Annotated in this window: 19 protein-coding genes; 7 read left to right on the top strand and 12 right to left on the bottom strand. The window is 39.1% G+C overall.

Annotated elements, in window-relative coordinates; genetic code table 11:
• The first annotated feature begins 842 nt into the window (after positions 1–842).
• Positions 843–4,004 carry a chitinase C-terminal domain-containing protein gene (locus ACN0T8_RS06260; protein WP_417879788.1) on the top strand — a complete coding sequence of 1,054 codons (3,162 nt, stop codon included), beginning with the start codon at positions 843–845 and terminating at the stop codon, positions 4,002–4,004.
• Between the two features lie 104 nt (positions 4,005–4,108).
• Here the strand turns inward: ACN0T8_RS06260 and ACN0T8_RS06255 are convergent, their stop codons facing one another.
• Positions 4,109–4,465, bottom strand: a complete 357-nt coding sequence (locus ACN0T8_RS06255) for a RidA family protein (protein ID WP_417879787.1) — start codon at positions 4,463–4,465, stop codon at positions 4,109–4,111.
• Positions 4,466–4,893: 428 nt separating this feature from the next.
• On the opposite strand from ACN0T8_RS06255, the gene proV reads away from it, so the two are divergent.
• The 4 genes from proV (at position 4,894) to proX (ACN0T8_RS06235) (ending at position 9,367) form a co-directional block, all read left to right on the top strand.
• Positions 4,894–6,081, top strand: a complete 1,188-nt coding sequence (gene proV, locus ACN0T8_RS06250) for a glycine betaine/L-proline ABC transporter ATP-binding protein ProV (protein ID WP_417879786.1) — start codon at positions 4,894–4,896, stop codon at positions 6,079–6,081.
• A gap of 5 nt (positions 6,082–6,086) precedes the next feature.
• Complete coding sequence (gene proW / locus ACN0T8_RS06245) at positions 6,087–7,187, top strand: glycine betaine/L-proline ABC transporter permease ProW (protein WP_417879785.1); 1,101 nt, start codon at positions 6,087–6,089, stop codon at positions 7,185–7,187.
• A gap of 85 nt (positions 7,188–7,272) precedes the next feature.
• Positions 7,273–8,280: a glycine betaine/L-proline ABC transporter substrate-binding protein ProX gene (gene proX, locus ACN0T8_RS06240; RefSeq protein ID WP_417879784.1), complete on the top strand. Its 1,008-nt coding sequence runs from the start codon at positions 7,273–7,275 to the stop codon at positions 8,278–8,280.
• Between the two features lie 85 nt (positions 8,281–8,365).
• Entirely contained in the window at positions 8,366–9,367 is a 1,002-nt protein-coding gene (gene proX / locus ACN0T8_RS06235) for a glycine betaine/L-proline ABC transporter substrate-binding protein ProX (RefSeq protein ID WP_417879783.1), read from the top strand.
• A gap of 94 nt (positions 9,368–9,461) precedes the next feature.
• Here the strand turns inward: proX (ACN0T8_RS06235) and ACN0T8_RS06230 are convergent, their stop codons facing one another.
• The gene (locus ACN0T8_RS06230; protein WP_417879782.1) at positions 9,462–12,329 is read right to left on the bottom strand and encodes an alkaline phosphatase family protein; all 2,868 of its coding nucleotides are present in this window, start codon (positions 12,327–12,329) and stop codon (positions 9,462–9,464) included.
• A gap of 210 nt (positions 12,330–12,539) precedes the next feature.
• Here ACN0T8_RS06230 and ACN0T8_RS06225 point away from each other — a divergent pair, with 210 nt between their 5' ends.
• Positions 12,540–13,031, top strand: a complete 492-nt coding sequence (locus tag ACN0T8_RS06225; protein WP_417879781.1) for a MarR family winged helix-turn-helix transcriptional regulator — start codon at positions 12,540–12,542, stop codon at positions 13,029–13,031.
• A gap of 75 nt (positions 13,032–13,106) precedes the next feature.
• On the opposite strand, the gene ACN0T8_RS06220 is transcribed toward ACN0T8_RS06225, so the two are convergent.
• The gene (locus ACN0T8_RS06220; RefSeq protein WP_417879780.1) at positions 13,107–14,003 is read right to left on the bottom strand and encodes a homocysteine S-methyltransferase family protein; all 897 of its coding nucleotides are present in this window, start codon (positions 14,001–14,003) and stop codon (positions 13,107–13,109) included.
• Between the two features lie 153 nt (positions 14,004–14,156).
• Between ACN0T8_RS06220 and yjjG the strand changes: the two genes are divergently transcribed.
• Positions 14,157–14,831 carry a pyrimidine 5'-nucleotidase gene (gene yjjG / locus ACN0T8_RS06215; RefSeq protein WP_417879779.1) on the top strand — a complete coding sequence of 225 codons (675 nt, stop codon included), beginning with the start codon at positions 14,157–14,159 and terminating at the stop codon, positions 14,829–14,831.
• Positions 14,832–14,941: 110 nt separating this feature from the next.
• Here the strand turns inward: yjjG and ACN0T8_RS06210 are convergent, their stop codons facing one another.
• The 9 genes from ACN0T8_RS06210 to ACN0T8_RS06170 form a co-directional block, all read right to left on the bottom strand.
• A complete protein-coding gene (locus ACN0T8_RS06210; protein ID WP_417879778.1) occupies positions 14,942–15,226 on the bottom strand; it encodes a hypothetical protein in 285 nt (94 codons plus the stop codon).
• 91 nt (positions 15,227–15,317) lie between these two features.
• On the bottom strand, positions 15,318–15,725 hold the full coding sequence (locus ACN0T8_RS06205) for a hypothetical protein (RefSeq protein ID WP_193000293.1): 408 nt from the start codon (positions 15,723–15,725) through the stop codon (positions 15,318–15,320).
• Positions 15,726–15,848: 123 nt separating this feature from the next.
• A complete protein-coding gene (locus ACN0T8_RS06200) occupies positions 15,849–16,007 on the bottom strand; it encodes a hypothetical protein (protein WP_417879777.1) in 159 nt (52 codons plus the stop codon).
• 281 nt (positions 16,008–16,288) lie between these two features.
• Positions 16,289–17,812 carry an EAL domain-containing protein gene (locus ACN0T8_RS06195; protein ID WP_417879776.1) on the bottom strand — a complete coding sequence of 508 codons (1,524 nt, stop codon included), beginning with the start codon at positions 17,810–17,812 and terminating at the stop codon, positions 16,289–16,291.
• A 283-nt stretch (positions 17,813–18,095) separates the two neighbouring features.
• Complete coding sequence (locus ACN0T8_RS06190; RefSeq protein ID WP_417879775.1) at positions 18,096–19,106, bottom strand: hypothetical protein; 1,011 nt, start codon at positions 19,104–19,106, stop codon at positions 18,096–18,098.
• A gap of 27 nt (positions 19,107–19,133) precedes the next feature.
• Positions 19,134–19,664: a fimbrial protein gene (locus ACN0T8_RS06185; RefSeq protein WP_417879774.1), complete on the bottom strand. Its 531-nt coding sequence runs from the start codon at positions 19,662–19,664 to the stop codon at positions 19,134–19,136.
• A 47-nt stretch (positions 19,665–19,711) separates the two neighbouring features.
• On the bottom strand, positions 19,712–20,257 hold the full coding sequence (locus ACN0T8_RS06180) for a fimbrial protein (protein WP_417879773.1): 546 nt from the start codon (positions 20,255–20,257) through the stop codon (positions 19,712–19,714).
• A gap of 57 nt (positions 20,258–20,314) precedes the next feature.
• Positions 20,315–21,082: a molecular chaperone gene (locus ACN0T8_RS06175; RefSeq protein ID WP_417879772.1), complete on the bottom strand. Its 768-nt coding sequence runs from the start codon at positions 21,080–21,082 to the stop codon at positions 20,315–20,317.
• A gap of 1 nt (position 21,083) precedes the next feature.
• Entirely contained in the window at positions 21,084–23,567 is a 2,484-nt protein-coding gene (locus ACN0T8_RS06170; protein WP_417879771.1) for a fimbria/pilus outer membrane usher protein, read from the bottom strand.
• Positions 23,568–23,575: the final 8 nt, after the last annotated feature.

The raw sequence follows: 23,575 nt of genomic DNA, 5'->3' as shown, positions 1-23,575 counted from the left end.
CCTAGGCACAGTGAAATTTAGCCGCCTTAGGGTATAGATTTATGTCATAAGTGCAACCGAAGCGATTTATTTATTAAAGCTATAGATTCTCATCACTTACCATTCACGATCGGTATTTACCCCAATGTAATGGTGATAAAAACCACAGCAAAGTATTGATCTTCATCACATAAAATATCAACACAATCCACCAAGTAAATACTAAATCGACACCTTAGCCATCAGGTGAATATAAAAACAGAAAAACAACAGTTAACGAACTTAAAAGAAATTCACTGAACATAACAACACGATAACAACAGCTTCCCCAAATACGGTCACTTTTCACCCAAACAGTAAAAACACAACCCGAGCGATTAAAAAACAAACAACCTTATCTATAATTTCATCTTCAACACTTGAAAAATACCTTCACTCAACATATTTCAATTTATAAATTAACGCTCACTGTACTAGGCTACTTTTCCGCTCTCGAATGTAAAAGTCATATTAACTATTGATTTATTTATAAAATAAAAAACCATTTCTTATTTTCAGCCATCAAAACTCTTAAGACTTATTGCCAACCGCCACTTAAAAATCATTTAACATATTGATTAAACGTGATTTATATCAAAAAACAGAAATGTCAGGATAAGTCAAAACATGTCCTAAAAAGCAATTTTCAATGTCTTGTTGCATCAAATTTGGAGAATTTTTCGAGTCGGTATCGAATTCTCATAAAATATAAGTGTGTATTACGTCAATTATCCTACAGTTGTTTCGCATGAGAATAAAAGTTCTCACTTTCAATAAAGTTAGAAGAATTTAATTTTATAACAACAAGTTAAGGATAATTAATTATGGCTATAAATCGAAATAGCTTAGGGAAAAAGGCCTTTAGGCTAAGCACTTTAACGGCTTCATGCTTAATGGCGTTTAACAGCTACGCCGCTGTTGATTGTGGATCTTTAAACACTTGGGATATCGACACGGTTTACACTGGTGGTGATCAAGTACAACAAGACAATAATGCCTATAGTGCAAAATATTGGACACAAGGTAATAGCCCTAAAGAAGCTGGCGAATGGGGTGCTTGGGCATTGGTTGATGCTTGTACCACTGACGTTGTGGACAATGAAGCGCCAACCGTTGATCTCACCTCTCCAACCGCAAACACTTCATTCACTGAAGGTGATGAAGTAACATTAACAGCCAATGCAACTGATAACGATGGCACCATTGCTCGTGTTGATTTCTTAGTCGATGGTGACGTGATTGGGCAATCAACCAATGCGCCATTCTCAGCAACTTGGACGGCGGTTGCCGGTACACACTCCTTTAGTTCGATTGCCTACGATAATGAAGGCGCGCAAAGTACTCAGAGCACAGTATCGCTTGAAGTACAAAACTCTCAAACTGACGCTAACCAAACTCCAAGTGTGTCTGTTGCACTTTCTAGTAGCAGCGTAACCTTAGGTGAAGTGGTCACACTAACCGCTACTGCCGCAGACTCAGATGGTACCGTAGATAAAGTCGACTTTTACGTCGGTGGCAGCCTAGTTGGAACCGTCGCCTCTTCTCCATACACTCTTAACTACACGACGACTCAAACTGGCTCCCTTTCTGTTTTTGCTAAAGCAACCGATAATGAAGGCGCAACCACAAACTCTACTTCAACAAGCTTACAAGTTGCTAGCGATCAACCGGTTGCTACCACTTGTCATCCAGACGGCCTCTATCAAACAGAAGGCGTAAACGTTCCTTATTGCGATGCTTACGATGAAGATGGTCGTGAATTAATGGGAGCTGATCATCCTCGTCGTGTTATTGGTTACTTCACTAGTTGGCGTGCTGGTGATAACGATCAAGCGGCTTACCTAGTCAAAGATATTCCTTGGGAACAATTAACTCATATTAACTACGCGTTTGCTAGCATTGGTTCTGACGGTAACGTTAATATTGGTGACGTTAACGATCCTGAAAATGCCGCGGTGGGTAAAACTTGGCCGGGTGTTGATGTAGATCCAGCACTAGGCTTCAAAGGTCACTTTGGTGCACTAGCAACATATAAAGAACGTTATGGCGTGAAAACCTTAATCTCAATTGGTGGCTGGGCAGAAACCGGCGGTCATTTTGCTACTGACGGTTCACGCGTTGCTGACGGCGGTTTCTACACGATGACCACCAATGCCGATGGATCAATCAACCACGCTGCAATTGAAAAATTTGCCGATTCTGCTGTTGAATTAATACGTAAGTATAAGTTTGACGGTTTAGATATTGATTACGAATACCCTACTTCAATGGCAGGTGCAGGCAACCCTTACGATAAAGACTTCATGGAACCACGTCGTGAACATTTATGGGCATCATACCAAGAGCTGATGAAAGTATTACGTGAGAAACTCGATCGTGCATCAGAAGCAGACGATCACTACTACATGTTAACTATCGCCGCACCATCATCTGGCTACCTACTACGTGGTATGGAAACTTTTGATGTAACGAAATATCTCGATTACGTCAATATCATGTCTTACGACTTACATGGTGCTTGGAATGATCACGTTGGCCATAATGCTGCATTATACGATACCGGTAAAGATTCTGAGCTTGCGCAATGGAACGTATACGGAACTGCCGCTTACGGTGGCATCGGTTACTTAAATACTGACTGGGCTTACCACTATTTCCGTGGTTCTATGCCTGCAGGTCGAATCAATATTGGTGTCCCTTACTATACCCGTGGTTGGCAAGGCGTCACTGGTGGCGATAACGGCTTATGGGGTCGTGCAGCCCTTCCTAACCAATCTGAATGTGCTGAAGGGACGGGTGAAGGAGAAAAAAACAATTGTGGTTATGGTGCGACCGGCATCGACAACATGTGGCACGATACTGATCCGAAGGGCAACGAAATGGGGGCAGGCTCTAACCCAATGTGGCATGCGAAAAACCTAGAGAAAGGCATCTGGGGTTCTTATGCTGAGGCTTATGGTTTAGATCCACAAAACGATCCAACCGATGCACTCACCGGTACTTATACTCGTCATTATGATGAAGTCGCGGTTGCCCCTTGGTTGTGGAATGAAGAGAAACACGTCTTCCTATCAACCGAGGATAAAGAATCGATTACCACCAAAGCGCAATACGTTATCGACCATGGTATTGGCGGTATCATGTTCTGGGAACTCGCGGGTGACTACAGCTGCTATATCCTTGATGAAAATGGCAAGCGTACAAGTGTCGATCCAACAGAACAAGCTTGTTCATCTGGTAATGGTGAATACCACATGGGTAACACTATGACCAAGGCCATTTATGATGAGTTTAAGTCAGCAGCGCCTTATGGCAACAAAGTTGCAACCGAAGCAATGCCCGACCAAGTAGTGGATATTTCAGTCAGCATTGGCGGATTTAAAGTGGGTGATCAAAACTTCCCAGTCAATCCGAAAATCACCTTCACTAACAATACGGGTCAAGATCTGCCAGGTGGAACCGAATTCCAGTTCGATATTCCAACTTCTGCGCCAGATAATGCCAAAGACCAATCTGGTGGTGGCTTAGCAGTGATTAGCTCTGGCCATAGTCGTGCGGATAACATTGGAGGTTTAGATGGTGATATGCACCGTGTCGCCTTTACGCTTCCTTCTTGGAAAGTCCTACCTGCTGGCGAATCTTATGAATTAGATATGGTGTACTACCTACCGATTTCAGGCCCCGCGAACTACACCGTCAATATCAATGGTGTGGACTATGGCTTTAAGTTTGAACATCCAGAACTGCCTTTAGGTGATATTTCATCAAGCACAGGTGGCGGCGATAATGACAACAGTGACGGAACTTGTGATAGCGCAGGACTGGTTACCTACCCTGACTTCCCTCAAACCGACTGGCAAGGTAACCCAAGCCACGCTAACCAAGGTGATAAAGTCATCAACGACGGTGTGGTATACCAAGCAAACTGGTGGACATCATCAGAGCCGGGTAACAACGCTGACTGGACAAAAGTCTGTACTCTATAAGCGTAAGCGCGAATAGATAAATAAAACCAAAGCAAAACGCACGCCGATACTAACATTGACGTGCGTTTTTATTTCTATCACTTTATTCGTTAAGAAAGATACATTTAGCCGGTCTTTAATGCCGCCGTAACAATCAATTCCACTTTTAATTCAGGGCGAGCTAATTTCGCTTCACCGCACGCACGAGCTGGCGCAAACCCTTCTTCAAAAAATGCATCCCAAACCGCGTTCATTTCTTGAAAATCAGCCATATCCGCAAGCCAAACAATGGTTTGCAGTACATGTTGTTTATCCGATCCCGCTTCTAACAATAAGGTTTCAACACGACGTAATGCTTCCGCAGTTTGTTCTGCAACACTCGTTCCAGCAACACCTACTTGACCACAAAGATAAACCGTCTCGTTATGCACAACAATTTTACTCATTCTTTGATTGGTTTGCTGACGCTCAATTGTGCTCATGACTACTGCTCCTAAGTAATAATTAAAAATAACGAACTTATAAAATTCAAAAAATATCCGTTCGCCTAAATAGTTTGATGACAGAATAACGGATTGATAAAAATATTAGTAGGCCCACCTTTCAATACTAAACCATACTTTTTATAAATAATTTCAGCATCAATATTTGAAATTGCAATACAACCAATGTCGGACATATTGAATTCAATATTCTATGTTCATAACCTTAAACTTCAGATGCTTACCCTTATTCACTTAAAGTGTTCTGAATCAAAAATCCCCTACAATAGTCACAGCTTTATTAATTACATCAACTTGTGCACTCTGTCTAACTTTTGCAATTTTATGGCAAATTGTTTAGGGTACTAAACAGTTTGCAAGGCATTTGTGTATTAGTTTTGCAAAAAAATAGCCAAGGATGCTAAATAATGACAACGAAATTAGAAGTAAAAAACCTCTATAAAGTGTTTGGCGAAACACCCGATGAAGCCTTTACTCTCATCGATAAAGGTTTAGATAAAGATGAAATTTTTGAAAAAACTGGCCTCACTGTTGGGGTAAAAGATGTTTCACTTTCGATTAATGAAGGAGAAATATTCGTCATCATGGGCCTTTCTGGCTCAGGTAAATCCACCTTAGTTCGACTATTAAATCGTTTAATTGAGCCTACTCGTGGCCATGTATATTTAAACGGTAAAGACATTGCGGTTATTTCGGATGAAGAATTACGTAATGTACGACGCAATAATATCAGTATGGTTTTCCAAAACTTCGCCCTAATGCCTCACATGAGCGTGATAGAAAACGCTGCCTTTGGCTTAGAACTTGCTGGCGTTGATTTGGATAAACGTAATGATGCTGCACGTAACGCACTGGCAAGAGTAGGTTTAGAAAGCCAATGTGAATCCTACCCGGATGAATTATCGGGTGGTATGAAGCAACGTGTTGGCCTTGCCCGAGCTTTGGCGACAGACCCAGATATTCTATTAATGGATGAAGCCTTCTCAGCGCTCGATCCCCTTATCCGTACTGAAATGCAAGATGAGCTTATTCGTCTACAAAATGATGACCGACGCACTATTGTGTTTATCTCACATGATTTAGATGAAGCAATGCGTATTGGTGATCGTATTGCCATTATGCAAAACGGTGTGGTGGTTCAAGTCGGTACACCCGATGAAATACTGCAAAATCCAGCCAATGATTACGTAGAATCTTTCTTTAGTGGTGTAAACGTTGCTGATGTCTATTCCGCCAAAGATATTGCGCGAAAAAAACCTGCCGCAGTATTTAAAAAAGGTGAGACCGATGGCCCAGCCGCCGCGCTGCAAATACTATCGGATCATGACCGCGATTATGGTGTGGTGATTGATAAAGCCAACAAATACTCAGGAATTGTGTCACAAGACTCTCTAAAAGCAGCCTACAAAGAAAAACGCCCTCTTAGCACTGCGCTATTAGAAGGCACCGTTTCTTTACATGCTGATACCCCAGTTAGCGAACTGATCAGCCAAGTTGCTGAAGTACCTTATGCGGTGCCTGTAATCGATGACGACGGGACATATCACGGGGTGATTACCAAAACCCGTCTGCTTCAAACTTTAGATAGAGAGTAATTATTATGACAACTGAAACAACCGTAAGTGCAGCGCAAGCCGCTGATCCATGGGCTTCAGCTGCTTCAACAACATCAAGCGATCCATGGGCGACCGCAAGCTCAGCAGAAAGCACGTCTTCATGGCTCAGCAATACCCCAACTCAACCAATAGAGCAATCTATTGATTGGGCTCACCCGTTTAAAGATGCGGTGATCCCATTTGATCACTGGGTTGAAAGTGGCCTAAATTGGCTCGTCGAGCACGGACGCCCGGTATTCCAAGCGGTACGTGTACCAATCGACTTTATCCTAACATCATTCCAGACTGCCTTGGTCTCAACCCCCTCGCTGATCATGATTGCCTTGTTAGTGTTAATTGCTTGGCAACTTGCCGGTAAAAAAATGGGCTTTGCGACCCTAGTATCACTTGCTGTGATTGGCTTTATAGGAGCTTGGTCGGAAGCAATGGTAACACTCGCTTTGGTTCTCACCTCAGTCTTTTTCTGTTTATTGATAGGCTTACCGATGGGGATATGGTTGGCCCGCAGCCAATCAGCAGCCAGAGTTATTAGACCAGTACTTGATGCGATGCAAACCACACCGGCATTTGTATATTTAGTACCAATCGTAATGCTGTTTGGTATCGGTAACGTACCAGGCGTTGTAGTAACCATTATATTTGCACTACCGCCAATCGTGCGTTTAACCATTTTAGGTATACAGCAAGTTCCTGAAGAATTAATCGAGGCGGGTCATTCATTTGGCGCTAGTCCGAAACAAATGTTGTATCGAATTCAACTACCACTGGCAACGCCGACCATTATGGCGGGTGTTAACCAAACCTTAATGTTATCGCTTTCAATGGTCGTCATCGCCTCAATGATTGCCGTTGGTGGTTTAGGTCAAATGGTATTACGTGGTATCGGTCGATTAGACATGGGGCTTGCTGCAGTCGGTGGTTTAGGGATTGTTATCCTTGCCATCTTGTTAGACCGCCTAACTCAAACCATTGGGGTCGCTTCACGCGATAAAAAAACCCACTGGTATGAAACTGGTCCAGCATCATTGATTTATCGATTAACCAAAGGAAAATCAAGCAAGCCTGGTGATGTTAAGGCTTCTTGATTCCAATTCCAGTTCAGCGCCACCGCTGGAACAATGAATGTTCTAGCGTTCACCAATAAGCGTAAAAGAAAAAATAGGAGAAATAATGAAAACAACACGGATGAAAACTTTACTTACGACGACCCTACTGACTTCTGCAACTTCGTTTGCTGTCAATGCTGAAACCTTACCGGGTGAAGGCGTGAGTGTACAACCTATTCAATCGACAGTTGCAGAGGAAACATTCCAAACTCTGATCATTGATAAAGCACTCGAAAAGCTAGGCTATGATGTAAAACCAATTAAAGAAGTGGATTACAACGTCGGCTACACCTCTATTGCTAATGGTGATGCAACCTACCTTGCGGTTAACTGGGCTCCTTTGCATGATGACAAATATAAGCAAGCCGGTGGCGATGACAAATTCTACCGTGAAGGTACTTATGTCACAGGTGCGGCGCAAGGTTACCTAATTGATAAAAAAACCGCAGACAAATATGGCATCACCAATATTGGTCAGTTAAAAGATCCAAAATTGGCAAAATTATTTGATACTAATGATAATGGTAAAGCTGATTTGACAGGTTGTAACCCAGGTTGGGGTTGTGAAGCCGTGGTTGCCCACCAATTAAAAGACTTTGGTCTAGAAGATACTGTCGATAACAACCAGGGCAACTACGCTGCCATTATCGCCGATACTATTTCTCGCTATAAAAATGGTGAGCCTGTGTTGTATTATACATGGACGCCTTATTGGGTAAGTGGTGTATTGGTTCCAGGCAAAGACGTTGTATGGTTAGAAGTACCTCATTCATCTCTACCGGGTGACCGTAGCGATATTGATACCACACTACCAAATGGTAAAAACTATGGCTTCCAAATGAATGCAATGCACATTATTGCTAACAAGCAATTCGCTAAAGAGAACCCCGCGGCCGCCAAACTGTTTGCCATCATGAAGTTGAATATCAACGATATCAGTGCCGAAAACCTAATGATGCAAAAAGGCCAAAACAAACCAGCGGATATTGAAGCGCATGCTAATGGCTGGATCAAAGCACACCAAAAGCAATTTGATGCTTGGGTTGCCGAAGCGAAAGCCGCCGCTCAATAATTATTACTAAAATTAAGCCTATCAAGCTGCCTATCTTGGCAGCTTTTCTTCTATCAGTATAAATAAAAACATCGAGACATCACGGATGAAAAATATAACAAAAACTCTTTCAATGACCATGTTGGTAGCAAGTAGTATTTCATTATCCACTTTTGCAAGCGATCTACCGGGTGAAGGGATCACCGTACAACCGGTACAATCCACCATTGCCGAAGAAACCTTTCAAACATTGATCGTTAATAAAGCAATGGAAAAACTAGGCTACACCGTAAAACCAACCAAAGAAGTTGACTACAACGTTGCTTTTACGTCTATCGCTAATGGGGATGCGACCTACCTTGCAGTTAACTGGGATCCACAGCAAAAAGACAAATATGAAATGGGCGGTGGCGATGATAAATTCTATCGTAAAGGTGTCTATGTCAATAATGCCGCTCAAGGGTACTTAATCGATAAAAAGACCTCCGATAAATATCACATTACCAATCTAGGCCAATTAAAAGATCCTAAACTCGCCAAACTATTCGATTCTGATGGCGATGGTAAAGCCGACCTAACCGGTGGTGAGCCAGGCTGGACAACGGAATCTATCATCAACCACCAAATCGATGCCTACGGCTTACAAAATACCGTAACTCAGCGTCAAGGAAGCTACTCAGCTTTAATTGCTGACACTATCTCACGCTATAAAAACGGTGAGCCTGTGTTGTATTACACTTGGACACCATACTGGGTCAGCAGCGTATTAGTGCCAGGCAAAGATGTAGTATGGCTACAAGTACCTTTCTCAGCCATGCCAGAAGGCCTACAACAAGATACCGCGCTGCCAAATGGCCACAACTATGGTTTTCAGGTCAACACCATGCGTATTGTCGCCAATAAAGAATTTGCGAAAGCGAATCCAGCGGCCGCAAAACTGTTCTCTATCATGAAACTCAACATTGGTGATATTAGCCAACAAAATATGATGATGAGAAAAGGTCAAAACAAACCAGCAGATATAGAAGCGCACGCGAATGGGTGGATTAAAGCCCATCAGAAACAATTTGATGCTTGGGTTGCACAAGCTAAAGCTTCGGCTAAATAATTTGTCGTACACTATTTAGCTGTATTAAAATTTGTAGTTACTTGGGTATAGGTTACTGCTATTCATTAGCAGTAACCTATTTTTATTACACAAACTAATGTTGAAGCGACATTAATACCGATGGGTATCCCCAACCATCGACTCCAACTTTAATCGGTTTACCTGTCAAATATTCAAATAAAGTCGGAGCCAACGATCCATTATCTACCGCTCCAAGACGAGCTTTAGGTTGCATGCCATCTTTCCAAAACCCAATAAACGCATCTTTTTCTAAATATGTTTCACCGGCATGACGACCTGGAACTAACGTATTATAACCAAACCCATCTTTAGGAAATAAATTGACCGTCCCCGCCCGATCATCTTCATATAAATGAATTAATTGCATCACCGAATCCGGTCTAGCACTCATGGCAGTTAATTCACGCCATTGCGAACCAATACAACCTTTTTCTGTCATACAACTTTTCATCAACACTTGTTTACGTTTCACTTGTTGGTGGCTTAATGTGGCTTTATAAGGATTAGATTGAGCAACTGATAATAATTCCGGTTCACTTTTACCATCCACCGCTTGATAAGAAATATGATCGCCCACACGAGTGATCACTTCATTTCTAAGTTTACCGTGACGATACCCCACCACACGTACTGCGCAACGTTCAGGTAAGCAATCTGATTCACGAACCACTAAATAATCTAACGATTCACGCAATCGATAGACAATTTCATCAATAATATTAATCGTTTTACTACCAGAAATGGGCATAAACTTGGACAATTCATCATAAAGCGGCTGAACTTTCCATCCTCGTTTCGAGTTAAAAAAATCCATCATATAGTTACCACCAGCGGTTGATGCAATCACAACATCGACCCCTTTATTACTCGGATAATGCAAAGCGTTCGTCATTTTGGGCCCTTCGCCTTCATCTGAGGAAATTTTTAACACTTTCAGTTCAATTCCTTGTTTCTTCAAACCATCAAACACCACCGATTCTGGGCTCAAGGTATAATGCACCGCAGACAAGCCATGATCTCCCGCCATGCCCCAAAGCGTGTGTGGATGTATGCCCGCTTGTTTGTAGGCTTCATCCACCTGACCTAACCAAAAATCTAATCGATTCAACTCCCCTGTTGGGTTAATGATCTCATCACCAAATGGGCCTTTAAAGTGGGCAAAGTGATCCGGCCATGGGTTATACATCAATAAATAATCTGGCATCGCTTGTTCATTCAATGTGGCTAACTCGGCAATTTGATCTCTCAACACTCCCTTTTGGCTCATTTTTGTTAGCAGTCGCCAATCACTTAGACTTTGATAAGCCTGAATTTCATTAATTAAGGCTTGGCGCCTTTTCGACGCGATACGTTCCATTTCTGCTCGGTGGTGTAATTCAAGTAAGCAACGTTGCTCACCAAAATCACGAATCGATTCACCCAAACCTAAGTTCACTAACGCATCAAAACTCAGTTGTGCATTCCAATCATATTGCGCATTACAATTCATAGTTTTCAAATACTTTAAACGATCAAACATGGTCTTCATGCCACGCTGTTCCGTTAAAGGCTCTAATTGCAAAGCATCATTACCAAAAAAGTAATAAGCACGGTCGTGTTGTCTATCCACAAAATGAAAATTAGGGATCCCCGTTCCTCCTTTACCTGAAACCGCGGCCCCCGTTTTCACAATCGGTAAATTACGCACACTAATCGTCGGTGTGGATGAAATGCCATCACTCGCAATCCCATTTTTATGTTGCTGATATAAGTGCTTAAAAAATGGTAAATAACTCGGATCATTTTCCCCTTTATTTACCAACTGATTCAAAAATTTATGCTGAGGTTGATGTTCTGGAGAACCCGTTTCACCCTTTGGTTTAAACGCTTTAAATACTTGCTCTTGTTTGAGTACTTGGTGTAAATATGGGCTGTCTTTAGATTGCGCTAACCCTTCCATTAAACCTTGACTTAAACCATCCACCACAATTTGAACCGCTCTCGGTCGGTTCTGGCGTGATTGTAAATAGGCAATTAATTCATCCGGGTTATCTTCTAATTTATCTTGCATCCATGCCGTAAAAACTTCCGCTCGTTGAGTCGGCTGCACATATTGACGGTAGGCTTTCAATACATTCATGCGAACAAAATCGATTAAAGTAATCGTCAATGCTTGTGCTTTATTGTTGGTTTTACCTTGGTTGGCTGGTTTCGCATCATCCAAGATGGCGTTCATTGCGGATCTCATTTCACCTTGCGGCATACTTTGAACATATTTGGACAACGCTTCCATAAGCAACCATTGAACATGCTCAATGGTTGCTCGATCTTTTGCAGAGGTGGTTAAATATTGGTAATGATCGGGCAAAGATTTCGCCAACTCCCAATCATCATTATTAAATAGTTCATCATAAATACTCACTAACATAGCGAAAAACTGGCGATTCATCGTCAGCCCTTCACGGCGCTCAACACCATCACTTAATTCTTCTTCTGTTATTTTAGATTTATCTTCATCCAGACGAAAAAGAGAATGTTGCCAAGCTTCTAATTGAGTAGAAGAATAATGATCAATTAAATATTTTCGAAACTGGTCTTGGTTTTCTGCACGGCTGTATTGATCATAAAAAACGTAGAGAAAGCGCCCTAAAGAGATACTATAAAAAGGGTTAGAAAGGCGTTTAATCACTCTACTTTTGGTTTCAACATCAAGAGGAAGTGTCAGAATATAAGCATCTAATGTCATGCCTGCAATCGTGAATACGGTAACATCTCTTCCTGTTGAAATAGTGGTATCGAACTGATTTAAAATATTATTTTTTATTAAAGTACCACTGTAATAAATAGGGGCAACAACGGGAATATTCGAAACACTCTCCGCATGAACTATCGACATCTTAAAACTGGTCAAAGTGGCCACGACCCACAAACTGACAAGCTTTATTTTTCTCCTTGGCTTCATTTCCATATACCTTTAATTCTTGTACAATATCGTCAATATTTAAGTGATTAATTTAACCACAAATACATAAGCAACAGTGATGATTTGAGTAAAATTTCACCTGTTATCTACACTTAACGTAAAATACCCACATCTTTATACCTCAATGTACTTTTCCCTTTGCGAAAGACAGATAGGTTACTTTCACGTCTTCATTATGGGAGCAATAACATGGATAAACACGAAGAAGTTCTGATCGCTATTCGACAAATTATTCGCGCGATCGATCTGCACTCAAGACAACTGAATAAAGAGCTTGGTTTAACCGGGCCGCAATTACTTCTGATGCGTTCAATTCGTGACTCAGGAGAAGTAACGATCCGTCAGTTATCCATAAACACCAATATGAGTCAGGCGACCGCGACAACCATTATTGATCGCATCGAAAAGCGTGGTTTAGTTCAGCGCCAACGCAGCCAGCTTGATAAGCGTAAAGTGCATGCCTACTTAACCGAAGAAGGTGCAAAGCTGCTAGAAAAAGCGCCGCTACCATTGCAAGATCACTTTATTCAACGTTTCCAAAATCTCGATTCATGGGAACAATCGCTACTGCTTTCATCGGTACAACGTATTTCAAAAATGATGAACGCTGCCGATCTTGATGTCGCACCGCTATTGGAAGTGGGTAATATCGCGCACCATCAAGGTACGCCAAGTAACTAGTACCAAGTTAATACCGCCACCATACTCTTTGTGGCGGTTAGTTTATTAACAGATAGTCACCATAACAAAGTCGATTTAATTGAATTGTTCAAGTTTCCATTGGGATAATGCTTGAATATGATCTGGACGAATACCACAACACCCACCTATTGTCGTCGCACCGAGTTCGTACCAACGCTGTGCAAATTTCAGATAGTCATCCGGGGTAAAAGTCCGTAGTGAACTAATCTCATTATTTGCCTGATGCCCAGAGGAGATAGGGGTGAAATTATTAGCATACACTCCAATTTCTAAATCGAGCCCATGACTATCGATAACCTTTTTACTGACTTTAATTGCCTGCTCCATCACCTCAGGAATCGAGCAATTAAAGAACACGCCTTCCCCACCATGACGACAAACAAATTCCGCCGCCTCTTCTACTGCTTCGCCTGAACGTAACTTAGCTTGATTCAAAACTTCATCATCCAATGAAAAAGCGTAGTAGCATTTTTTATTGGTCGAGTTCAGTATTGAATGAATCACCGTTAATTCAGCCATACTCGAAATGGTCTCGACTAACCACAGATCAACATACTCATCTTGTGCATTAAAAAGTGCGCGGGAAATACTTTCAGCTTGTGATGATTCGAAAAGGTCTGGTCGATAACTACCTAATGCAGGAGGAATACAACCCGCGACAAGGACAGCGTTTTCTTTAGCCACTTGATAACTAATTTCCGCTGCCTGTCTTGCCAGATCAGCACCATTGCTTTGATACAACGCCTCACCCAAATGAAAAGGAACGCATGCATAACTATTAACAGTAATAATATCAGCACCCGCATCGATAAAGTTTTGGTGAGCTTGTGTCACTTGTTGTGGTGATTCAATTAGCGCTTGTGCACTCCATAAAGGTTGTGAAAATGGTGCGCCTATTCTTTGTAATTCTCGCCCCATTCCACCATCAAGGATCGTTAATGCTTTCTTCATTTCATTTAACTTAATTGGCTTGTTTGTGATGAAGATTGAATCATATTAGATTAGAGATCAAATAAATTTAATGGGAATTTTTCTCCTCGGCGATGGTTTAATCAATCTCACGATTAAAGGTATACTACAGCTTCAATAACCAATGGATAAATCATGAAATACGACTGGATCTTCTTTGACGCCGACGAAACCCTTTTCCACTTTGACGCGTTCAAAGGCATGCAATTGATGTTTTCTCGCAAAGGCATTGATTTCACCGAACACGACTACGCAGCCTATCAAAACATTAATAAACCACTATGGGTTGATTATCAAAATGGCGATATCACGGCCGACCAACTCAAGCACACTCGTTTTGATTCCTGGGCGCAGCGACTAAACACCACGCCAGCGGAACTGAACTCAGCATTTTTAGAAGCCATGGCTGATATTTGTTCTGTTCTACCCGGTGCCAAAGAGTTAATGGAAGCGATTACGGGCAAAGCAAAAGTTGGCATCATTACTAATGGCTTTACCGATTTACAAGCAATTCGATTAACTCGTACTGGTATGGATAGCTACATAGATGAAGTGATCATTTCAGAAGAAGTCGGCATGGCAAAACCGGATAGCATCATATTTGAACATGCTCTACAGCGCGCGGGGAATCCATGTAAATCTAAAGTGCTGATGGTAGGCGATAATTTGCATTCAGATATTCTGGGCGGCATCAATTTTGGGATAGAGACTTGTTGGTTAAATCCACACGGCGCAATCGCAACCGATGGCATTAACCCACACTACACCGTGAGTTCGCTAATGGAATTGCAAGCGATTTTAGAAGCATAGTAACGTCTTCAAATAGCACTGAACACAAACGACAGAGCCACCGATCCTCTATTCATATTGAAATAGGAAACCAGTGGCTCAATGTTTAATTCTCAATAACGTCAAACAACCTACTGCTTAACCGACACACCTTCCACTTCCATGACAGATTTAGCATCTGCGCGATCAATAATTTTAATCAAGGCTGATTGAATCACTTCATGCTCTCGAACATCGATTTCACTCGAAAAACGCTCTTCTTGAACTTCCGCGCCTTCTTCTAAAGTAAAACTGACTACCACCTCGGTGGCACAATCTAGGTTCGGACCAAAATATTGCAGGGTAATTTGTGGGTATCCTTTAAAGCCTTTTTTAACTAGCTTTGCGATGCGTTTTTTTGCTTTATCCACGTTCATCTTTATCTACTCCTACCAACGCTAACTCATTGTCACGTTTAAACTCAGAGTACCACGAGGTATCAATATCGGATACGGAATGTTGCAGTGATTACTTTTTCTTGCTCAGTTGCACTAAGGTTTCATGCCAAGCGGCGCTACCGTCTTTCTTCGTCACATCATACTCAGCGCAGAATTGCGATATCGTCATATTGCTATCACCCGTCGCCAATTTTAACGCCAATTGAACTTGCTGAAGTTTACTTTGCAGACGCAGCACTTGCCCAGCATTGGGGTTCTTTTCTTTGGCATATTTTAGCGCGGCATGTTTACGCTCAGCCGCTCCCGCTCGACGGTCAGCTTCTGACAATAAGTATTTCAGCTGCGCAACGCTCTTTCCTTTTTTAAAAGCGGGATCGATCAACTCGACACATTCATCAAATGACGGGTTAACGACGTATGGATCAATTTTACGAGCTTGTTGGCGCATCCACTCGAGCGCGAGTTTTTCATCAGACATAACAGGATCTTTACTAAATAACGGACTTGCATGGTATCGCTCAATAGTGAAGCGTTGCAATAAAAAAGTCACTACTGCGGAGTAAGTAAAAAAATTCGTTATTTGATGAAATAGGTGACAACATTAGGCTTGTTTATTGTGGGTTTTACGTGGTGATTTTTTGGGAATAAAAAAGTCACAAGCGATACGTGTTGCAACAGTCGGTTGCTCCCATGCACCGCATAAGTCTTTTTGATTATCTGGCGTACGGGTAAATTGTCGACATTGTCCACATTTATTCATTGTACTTTCTCCATAAAGTCTTAACTATATCACTTAAAACAGAGTACAAAACTAACACGGCAAAGCCAATACTCATAAAGAGTCAGTGTGAGAACTAAATTAACCACAGTGATGTGATAACGATAGTCATCGCCTTCCATCAATCAGGTGATTTTGATTTAGAACAACTGTTATTTAGGTTTACGATGATTGACCATAAAATGGTCAAATCATAATAAAATGATAGTGTTATCTAATAAAAACGCAGGTTGAGTTCAACATAAACAGTAAGATACATAGGTTTAATCATCTTTAGATAAATACTGGTTAATAAATTCATCTATCGTCATAGGTTTCGCAAAATAATAACCTTGTAGAAAATCAACGCCTCTTTCTATTAAATATTTAGCTTGTAGATCAGTTTCCACACCTTCGGCAATAATACTAACATTTAAACGTTTTGATAGATCAATAATGTTATCAACGAGCTGTGCTGTTACAATTTTTGTTTCAATTAAATCTATAAATGATTTATCAATTTTTATTGTATCGATATTCAAATTTTTTATATATCCCAACGTTGAGTGACCGGTTCCAAAGTCATCTATAGCTAATTTAGTTCCAAGTTTGTGTAAGCTAAAAATAGTTTGATTTGTTTTTTCATAGTCGGTAATTAGTTCACGCTCTGTTAGTTCAATTAACAAATCCGAGTGAATACCAGTAGGTGTCTCCTTAAATTTCTTACAACATTCAATGAGGGATTCTTGATTCCTTACATCAAAGTGTTTCGCACTGATGTTTATTCCAATATGAAATGACTTCGGAAATCTACTTGAGAATGGATTAAGTTGACTCGCGACATTATCCATTAGCTGCTCAGTTATAGGAATTATAACCTCTGTCTTTTCTGCAACTGGAATGAATATATCAGGGTAAATCATACCGTTAGGCTTTATCCAGCGTATCAATACTTCTAGGCCAGCTAATTCATTTTTATTATTCATTATTGGTTGTACGTAAGGCTCAAACTCATTATTTTTTATGGCTTTTTTCATATGGTAAATAGATGTTGGACTTCGAGATTTAACAAAACTAAAAATAGAATAAACCATAGATAACAATATAAATATGATAATCAGAAATAGGTTTTCCTGGAGACCATATTTTATATATTCATCAAGTGTTATACGAGCATTTACTTTAAATGAATTTTTCGTTGAAGCTTGAGTCATAGAGTACCCACCATTATTAGATAATAAGCTCCCCTTATTATCTAAATAATAACCCGGGGTCTCTATGATAAAATCGTCTACATTTTTCACTACATCAAGAATAGTGTATAAATTACTACCAGCTATAGTGACAAAAATTGTTCTATTATTTACATGCCGTTTTAAAATCACAAGTGAATGCCCTGGCGTTAATAACTCTGATTTTTTTATAAATAAATCAGAGTCACTTAAGTAGTTCAAATCAAACTTAAGACCAATTAATAAATCGCTAGTCGAACAAACAATAATATCTTTATCATTTCCTATATTAAAACTTTGAAGCCCGGAGACTGTATTTACGATATTTAACATTATTGGTATGCTTTCACTGCATGATTTATTAATAAATGGATCAGCTTTTTCTAATGCTAAATATGAACCATCAAGAACATTGTCAATTAGAGAGACCGCTATATTAAGTCTTCGCTCCGTCATATCTCTTAATCCAGAAACACTTTGATACAAGAACAAAACCAAACCAATAATAATTAAAAATAACGACACATAAGTATTGGTAACAGTTCTATTTCCAATAAAATCATTAAGTTTATTCATGGTGTAATAATACCTTATTGGTTTTAATTATTTATAACTAATCTTAATTATAATTGTTAATTATTTTGGTTATATTTATTAGTTACACCCGAAATTCAACTATGAACTACGATATTCTAAATTTCAAGCAACCAATATCGTCTGATAAAAATGATTAATGATTGCTTAAAATTTAAACGCCTCTTAAGGCAATAATTTATCTAACAATAGAACTCACCCAACCTAATTATAATTCACTAGTCGTAAGCTCTATTTCTTACTTAATATATTCTCTAAAAATAATTCATTCGAATAAAATAGTTAAAACTCCCCCTCCAGTAAATTCACCTTCTATTGTTTTTCCTTCTATTGGGTGAAATGTTGATGTTACTGCGATATCTAAATTTCCAGTGGATTTGTATATTTTATCGTATTCACTCCCATTAAATGTTAGTTCACACATTCCTCCAACACCACATTTAGTGAAATTTAATGTTTTTCCTGCTACCGATTCTTTACCTGTTAATTTTACTCTTATTGGAGCGTCATAATCGCAACTAGCATTAATATTAAATGGCGCCGACTTATTCCCAGCAGACTCTTCCAGTGTCATTCTTCCATGAGATAGAGAAATCGGACCATAAGTACTTAATAAACATCGTGAGCCAACATCAAGAGCAAGATTAAACGAATTTTTCTCACCAATCTGAAGTACTTTGTTAGCATGTTGACTGGTATCAGCGGCAGAAGAACCACGCTGAACTTTATGTTCCTCAAATGCATAATAATATGTGATTGGAATAGAATACGAACCTGGCGGAAAGCTTTGTTTCTTCACTTTTAATGTGAGCATTGCATCTTGCCAATATAACTCGACAGCGCTAAATAGCTGACCAACCCCGTAACAAGGACCCATATCAGAATCGACGAGTCTTTGAACAATTTTAAAGTCATATTGAGGAGGTATAATAACTGATGGTTTCGTCCATGAGTTAAACTCGTCTATTGATAAGTCTATAGATATTCCATTCTTGTAAATGATCTCTTTTGGTACCGCAAGCCATGAGGTTTTCGATTGCTGCGCCTTCGAAGCATTATTAGAGGGACTACAGTTACTATAAACGACTTTGGCGGGCTGTGGAGTTGATGTCAAACCTGAAATAGGAACCTTAATTTCTACTATCTCATCAGAAAGACTAGCCTTTTGATCATTGGCGGTTGTAGGAGTAGTAGGCAACCAAAAAAAATCTCGATAAGCACAAACCGCAGGAGATGATATAAATAATAACAGTATTATGATTGTTTTTTTTAACATAATAAATTCCACTTTTATATATAAATATTATTTATATACTATAGACATCAATGCTGATGCATTGAAAACTCCAGATTCTGGCATATTTAAACCGGTTAAATGTGGCACTGCGGTAAAAGTGAAATTACCAGAATAACCATCACCTGTTAACCCTGTTGTTATCTTATTCCCATAGCCATTATCACCACTTCCAAATAGTAACATAGCTGAAGAATCCACATTACTGCCCATATATAATGCAATTCCCAAGGATGGAATATTAGTTTTTAATATATTCTCAGATATACTAACATCTTGTGGTCCGCTTATTTTAACAAATGGCAAGCCATTTGAGTTAGGACATTTAATTGGAACCGTTGTTGTTTTAGCGTTGTTAACGCCATCAATGCTAGAAATAACAACCTTCCCGAAGTCAACACTAATAGATGTATCATTATTAATACTACAAGGTGGTATGTATATCTCACCACTAATAGTTATATCTATATCATAAGAGTATGACTTTAAAGGTACTAACATAAGCATCATCGCCAATGTGATTATCTTTTTATTTCTCATTGTCAATTCCAAAAACGTTATTAATTAAAATTCATATTTATAAAATTCTAATTGTAATTTAGAGAAAACTTCACCGTAGCAGAGTAATCCCCTTCATTTATACTTTGGTTTACAATGGCATCAGGTGTAGCTTGAACATATGCTTTAAAATTTAATAATATATCTTTTCGGTCAATTTTTGTTCCTTTATTACCATTATTAATAGATCCAATTTTTAGTGGCGTTATTCCATCACTGTTCAATATCCCTATGGCTAATTTTCCTTGTAGAGGGCCAGGGGCAACTGCAAGAAAAAATGGTTCCATCTCTCCCATAGCACTTTCTGTTATACCAGAGAAAGAAACGGAAACTATTTTTCCAAACATAGATTCTTCACAATTAGAAAGCTTAATATTGATATCCTGATTTTCTCCTTTCCCTGGTGAGTACCAAAAATCTTTAGCTGGGCGTTCCAGAAAGTTTATTGTTTGAGTCAAGTCTGATGGGTTAATCTGGCAAGGAGAATCAATTAATTCTCCTGTAAAATCTAAACCTACAGCGTAAGTTTTAGCAAAATTAACCATTAGACATAAACATAGAACTTTTTTTTTCATAATTGAATTTCCCACAATTTTTTAAAAAATCATTCAGTTTTAACTTACTTTAAATGGTTATTGTGCAGAAATACATTTTCCATTATTACATTCAAACTTTATTACCGGACGCCCACCATAGTCATTAATATAAGTTAAGTAGACCGTCTTATAATTTTCTACAGAATCTACTTCCACTGAAGATTTTGGGGTAATCATAACAGCATTAAATGGATCAGATTTTGAAGATTTTTCATCTTTCCCTATCCCGATAATCGTAATGTAGTAAGGGGTAGGATTTTCAATTTTGTACCCACCTTCAACTTTGTACATAACCATTTGATCTTGCCAAATAGCATTAGGTTTTGCTTTTATGGATTCAGGACGATAAAAAAGTTTAATTTTTGTCTGCAAGGCAATCTGTAAAGCATTCGCATTACCGCTTCTAGGTGGAATTTCCCTTAAATTAAAATAAAACAAAGACTCTCTATCATGAGGAAAGTTCATGATCTCACGGGTTTTCGTTAATTGAATCATGCTTTTTGCTCCTGCTTCCACTCGTTGTACAGGTGGAGTGGCGATAATAGGGCCCGTCATGATTTTTTGCTCTTTATCATTCTCTATCCATACTTGAGCTAAATAAGGAAGCTGTTCATTCTGATTTGCTATTGTCAGTGTTATTGACTTTTGTTCCCCATCATAAATTACACGAGTTCGATCTAAGTTAATAGCCGCGTAAGCCTGCTGAAAGTAAGCCATAATAAAAGTAGCTATTATTATGGATTTTATTTTTTTTATCATTAAATGAACCTCTTTAACTACTAAAATATCGAGAAATTTCTTCATACTAATTATTACAGATAAAGGTTTGTAGTTCCGGTTTAAGAATAACGGGAATATCCACTGCACAATTATTGTTTCTTTCCAATTGAATCTCTATAGTTGATCCTGGCTCTAGACCACTCAACCAAGCAAGTCCCTCTTCGCCAACAATCCCCAACTCTTTGCCTTTAATATTTCTTACAGAAGAACCAAAGGGAACAAAACTTCCGTCTTCATTTATTAACGTTACGAATAATCGCTCTCCTTTTAATGTTTCAAAAAAACGATATCCAATCGCTCCTTCTGTCAATACGGATTCCGTTACTGCTTGTCTTACTTCCACATTTTCAGGCAATCTATTGAGATCTATTGATGTTGTATTCCGATAATAACTATTTACACTTGTCAGTACAGCAATACCAGCGTCATTAGTTACTGCTCTACCACCATCAATTGGGACTCCCTCAATGCCATCAGTATCAATCATTAACCTAGTCCCACCATTTGAGTTACCCGAATGTAACGCAACCCCTTTCTTCGTTAATGTAGCACCACCGGATAACGTCATCCCTAAAGAAGTATAACCTCGCTCTTCCCATGATAAATTGGTGGACAAACTTGCTGATGGAAGTTGGTGGCTATAATAACCAGAAAACTTTTCATTAGATTCCATATTATGACCATGCTTAATTCCTGCATTAATATTATAACTGCTTAGTCCTTGCTCCATACTCCCGCTATACCCTAAACTCTGCTCGTAAACATCATCACTTATACTACTGTTGAAACTCACAGTGCCTTTTCCTAATGGTAAAGAAAGACTCAAAAAAATCGAATCAAGATATTTATTATGATAGTCCGTTCGAGATGCAGATAACCCCAGTGAAACACCTTTTAAACTGAAAACATCAAAGTACTGATTAAGAGACAAATTATAATATCGACTCGACTGATTATCCCAATATGTTTGGTGACTGTATTGTAAATTAAATGCTAAGTTTAAATCTTCAAATACTTTATTCATTGATAAGCTATATAATTCTTTTTCTCTTTGATTCACACTATCATTATAACGGCTATCTAAATATTGCTGCATTGTCATATAATCCTTTTCAGAAAAACGATAACCAGCAAACGTAATATCTGTATTTGCATCATCAAACCGTTTCGAATAACTGACTCTCCAAGATTTACCATTACTTTCGTCATGATGTGGTAAGTTAGCAAATGACTGTGTAATATCTGCAGATAAAGAACCAAATTGCTGAAGATCTTTTGCTACGCCAATATTTAAGGCATTATAATCTCCTGCTATTACAGCCCCTCCGTACAAAGACCAATGATTATTCACTCCCCATGAAGCCTCTCCAGTTATAAACGCAGGACCTTCGAGGTTGTGGTTATCAACACGTGGTCTACCTAAACTTAATTTATATCGAACTCTGTCTGGCCTGGTAAGATAAGGAACGTAAGCTGCATCTACATGAAACTTTTTAACTTTTCCATTTTGTTCAATAACCTCCACATCCAAACGTCCCCGAATAGAGCCATTCAAATCATTGATTGTAAAAGCTCCAGCAGGCACTGTAGAATCATAAAGAATGCGATTCTTTTGAGTTATGACTACCCTGGCGTTTGTTTCTGCAATACCAGATACCTGTGGTGCATACCCTCTCATTTTTGGTGGTATCATTCGATCATCACTTGATAAATTTAAACCGGTAAAATTCCAAGAATCAAAAATATCTGATTTGATGTATTCTTCACCTACAGTCAAGTTAGATTGCCAATCCGGTAATGCTCTATAAGCGTAGATTCTAGACCATTCGAAATCATTCTGAGTCGACCCCTTCTCGCCAGAAAATGAAGAATGATTATAACTTCCACGATAATCCGCTCTAAGTCTCCATACATTAATATTTGCACCTAATATTCCGTTGTACCCTAGTTGTTCTGCACTTCCTCCATTATTAATTTCTGATAAATTTCCATTTAAGTTGTAATCAAACATTACTCCTGATAACCCGTTCTCCCAACGTGACGGAGGTAACCATGATGAATCAGAATATTCTAACCAAACTTGAGGGATAGATATATTAAGAACTCCTTCGGCCATATCAGGATTAAACTCTACACCTGGTAACTCGCCCAGATCTGCACATTGATTATTATTGCTATATTGTAGTTTCTTAAGTACATCCGCTTTTAATCCAAGCTTCCTGACAATATCTCTAGTAATACAAGCCTTGGATATGGCGTCATTTTCATTTATAAAAAAATCAATTGAAGAACCACTTCCAAACACTATTTTGTTATTCAACTTAATATTAAGATCATACTGCCCAGGCATAATATAACCAGCTTGAGAAAACCTTGAGAAATCAATGTTATTCTTGTCATTCAGGTCAAGTAAATCAGTATTAAATTCAATTGCCAGAACCCTTATAGGAAAAATCATAAAAGTAAAAGTTATTATTAAAATATTTATATATCTAATACAACTGATCATCACACTTC

Source organism: Vibrio sp. (assembly GCF_048266485.1).
Taxonomy (GTDB): Bacteria; Pseudomonadota; Gammaproteobacteria; order Enterobacterales; family Vibrionaceae; genus Vibrio.
This window is presented reverse-complemented; position numbering and strand designations above follow the sequence as displayed.

Excerpts from the sequence above, each read along its gene's own strand:
- yjjG (WP_417879779.1), top strand. The coding sequence starts at position 14,157 with ATGAAATACGACTGGATCTTCTTTGACGCCGACGAAACCCTTTTCCAC.
- ACN0T8_RS06200 (WP_417879777.1), bottom strand. The coding sequence starts at position 16,007 with ATGAATAAATGTGGACAATGTCGACAATTTACCCGTACGCCAGATAAT.
- ACN0T8_RS06175 (WP_417879772.1), bottom strand. The coding sequence starts at position 21,082 with ATGAAGAAATTTCTCGATATTTTAGTAGTTAAAGAGGTTCATTTAATG.
- ACN0T8_RS06225 (WP_417879781.1), top strand. The coding sequence starts at position 12,540 with ATGGATAAACACGAAGAAGTTCTGATCGCTATTCGACAAATTATTCGC.
- ACN0T8_RS06185 (WP_417879774.1), bottom strand. The coding sequence starts at position 19,664 with ATGAGAAATAAAAAGATAATCACATTGGCGATGATGCTTATGTTAGTA.
- proW (WP_417879785.1), top strand. The coding sequence starts at position 6,087 with ATGACAACTGAAACAACCGTAAGTGCAGCGCAAGCCGCTGATCCATGG.
- ACN0T8_RS06220 (WP_417879780.1), bottom strand. The coding sequence starts at position 14,003 with ATGAAGAAAGCATTAACGATCCTTGATGGTGGAATGGGGCGAGAATTA.
- ACN0T8_RS06190 (WP_417879775.1), bottom strand. The coding sequence starts at position 19,106 with ATGTTAAAAAAAACAATCATAATACTGTTATTATTTATATCATCTCCT.
- ACN0T8_RS06255 (WP_417879787.1), bottom strand. The coding sequence starts at position 4,465 with ATGAGCACAATTGAGCGTCAGCAAACCAATCAAAGAATGAGTAAAATT.
- ACN0T8_RS06260 (WP_417879788.1), top strand. The coding sequence starts at position 843 with ATGGCTATAAATCGAAATAGCTTAGGGAAAAAGGCCTTTAGGCTAAGC.
- proX (WP_417879784.1), top strand. The coding sequence starts at position 7,273 with ATGAAAACAACACGGATGAAAACTTTACTTACGACGACCCTACTGACT.
- ACN0T8_RS06170 (WP_417879771.1), bottom strand. The coding sequence starts at position 23,567 with ATGATCAGTTGTATTAGATATATAAATATTTTAATAATAACTTTTACT.
- ACN0T8_RS06210 (WP_417879778.1), bottom strand. The coding sequence starts at position 15,226 with ATGAACGTGGATAAAGCAAAAAAACGCATCGCAAAGCTAGTTAAAAAA.
- proV (WP_417879786.1), top strand. The coding sequence starts at position 4,894 with ATGACAACGAAATTAGAAGTAAAAAACCTCTATAAAGTGTTTGGCGAA.
- ACN0T8_RS06230 (WP_417879782.1), bottom strand. The coding sequence starts at position 12,329 with ATGAAGCCAAGGAGAAAAATAAAGCTTGTCAGTTTGTGGGTCGTGGCC.
- proX (WP_417879783.1), top strand. The coding sequence starts at position 8,366 with ATGAAAAATATAACAAAAACTCTTTCAATGACCATGTTGGTAGCAAGT.
- ACN0T8_RS06205 (WP_193000293.1), bottom strand. The coding sequence starts at position 15,725 with ATGTCTGATGAAAAACTCGCGCTCGAGTGGATGCGCCAACAAGCTCGT.
- ACN0T8_RS06195 (WP_417879776.1), bottom strand. The coding sequence starts at position 17,812 with ATGAATAAACTTAATGATTTTATTGGAAATAGAACTGTTACCAATACT.
- ACN0T8_RS06180 (WP_417879773.1), bottom strand. The coding sequence starts at position 20,257 with ATGAAAAAAAAAGTTCTATGTTTATGTCTAATGGTTAATTTTGCTAAA.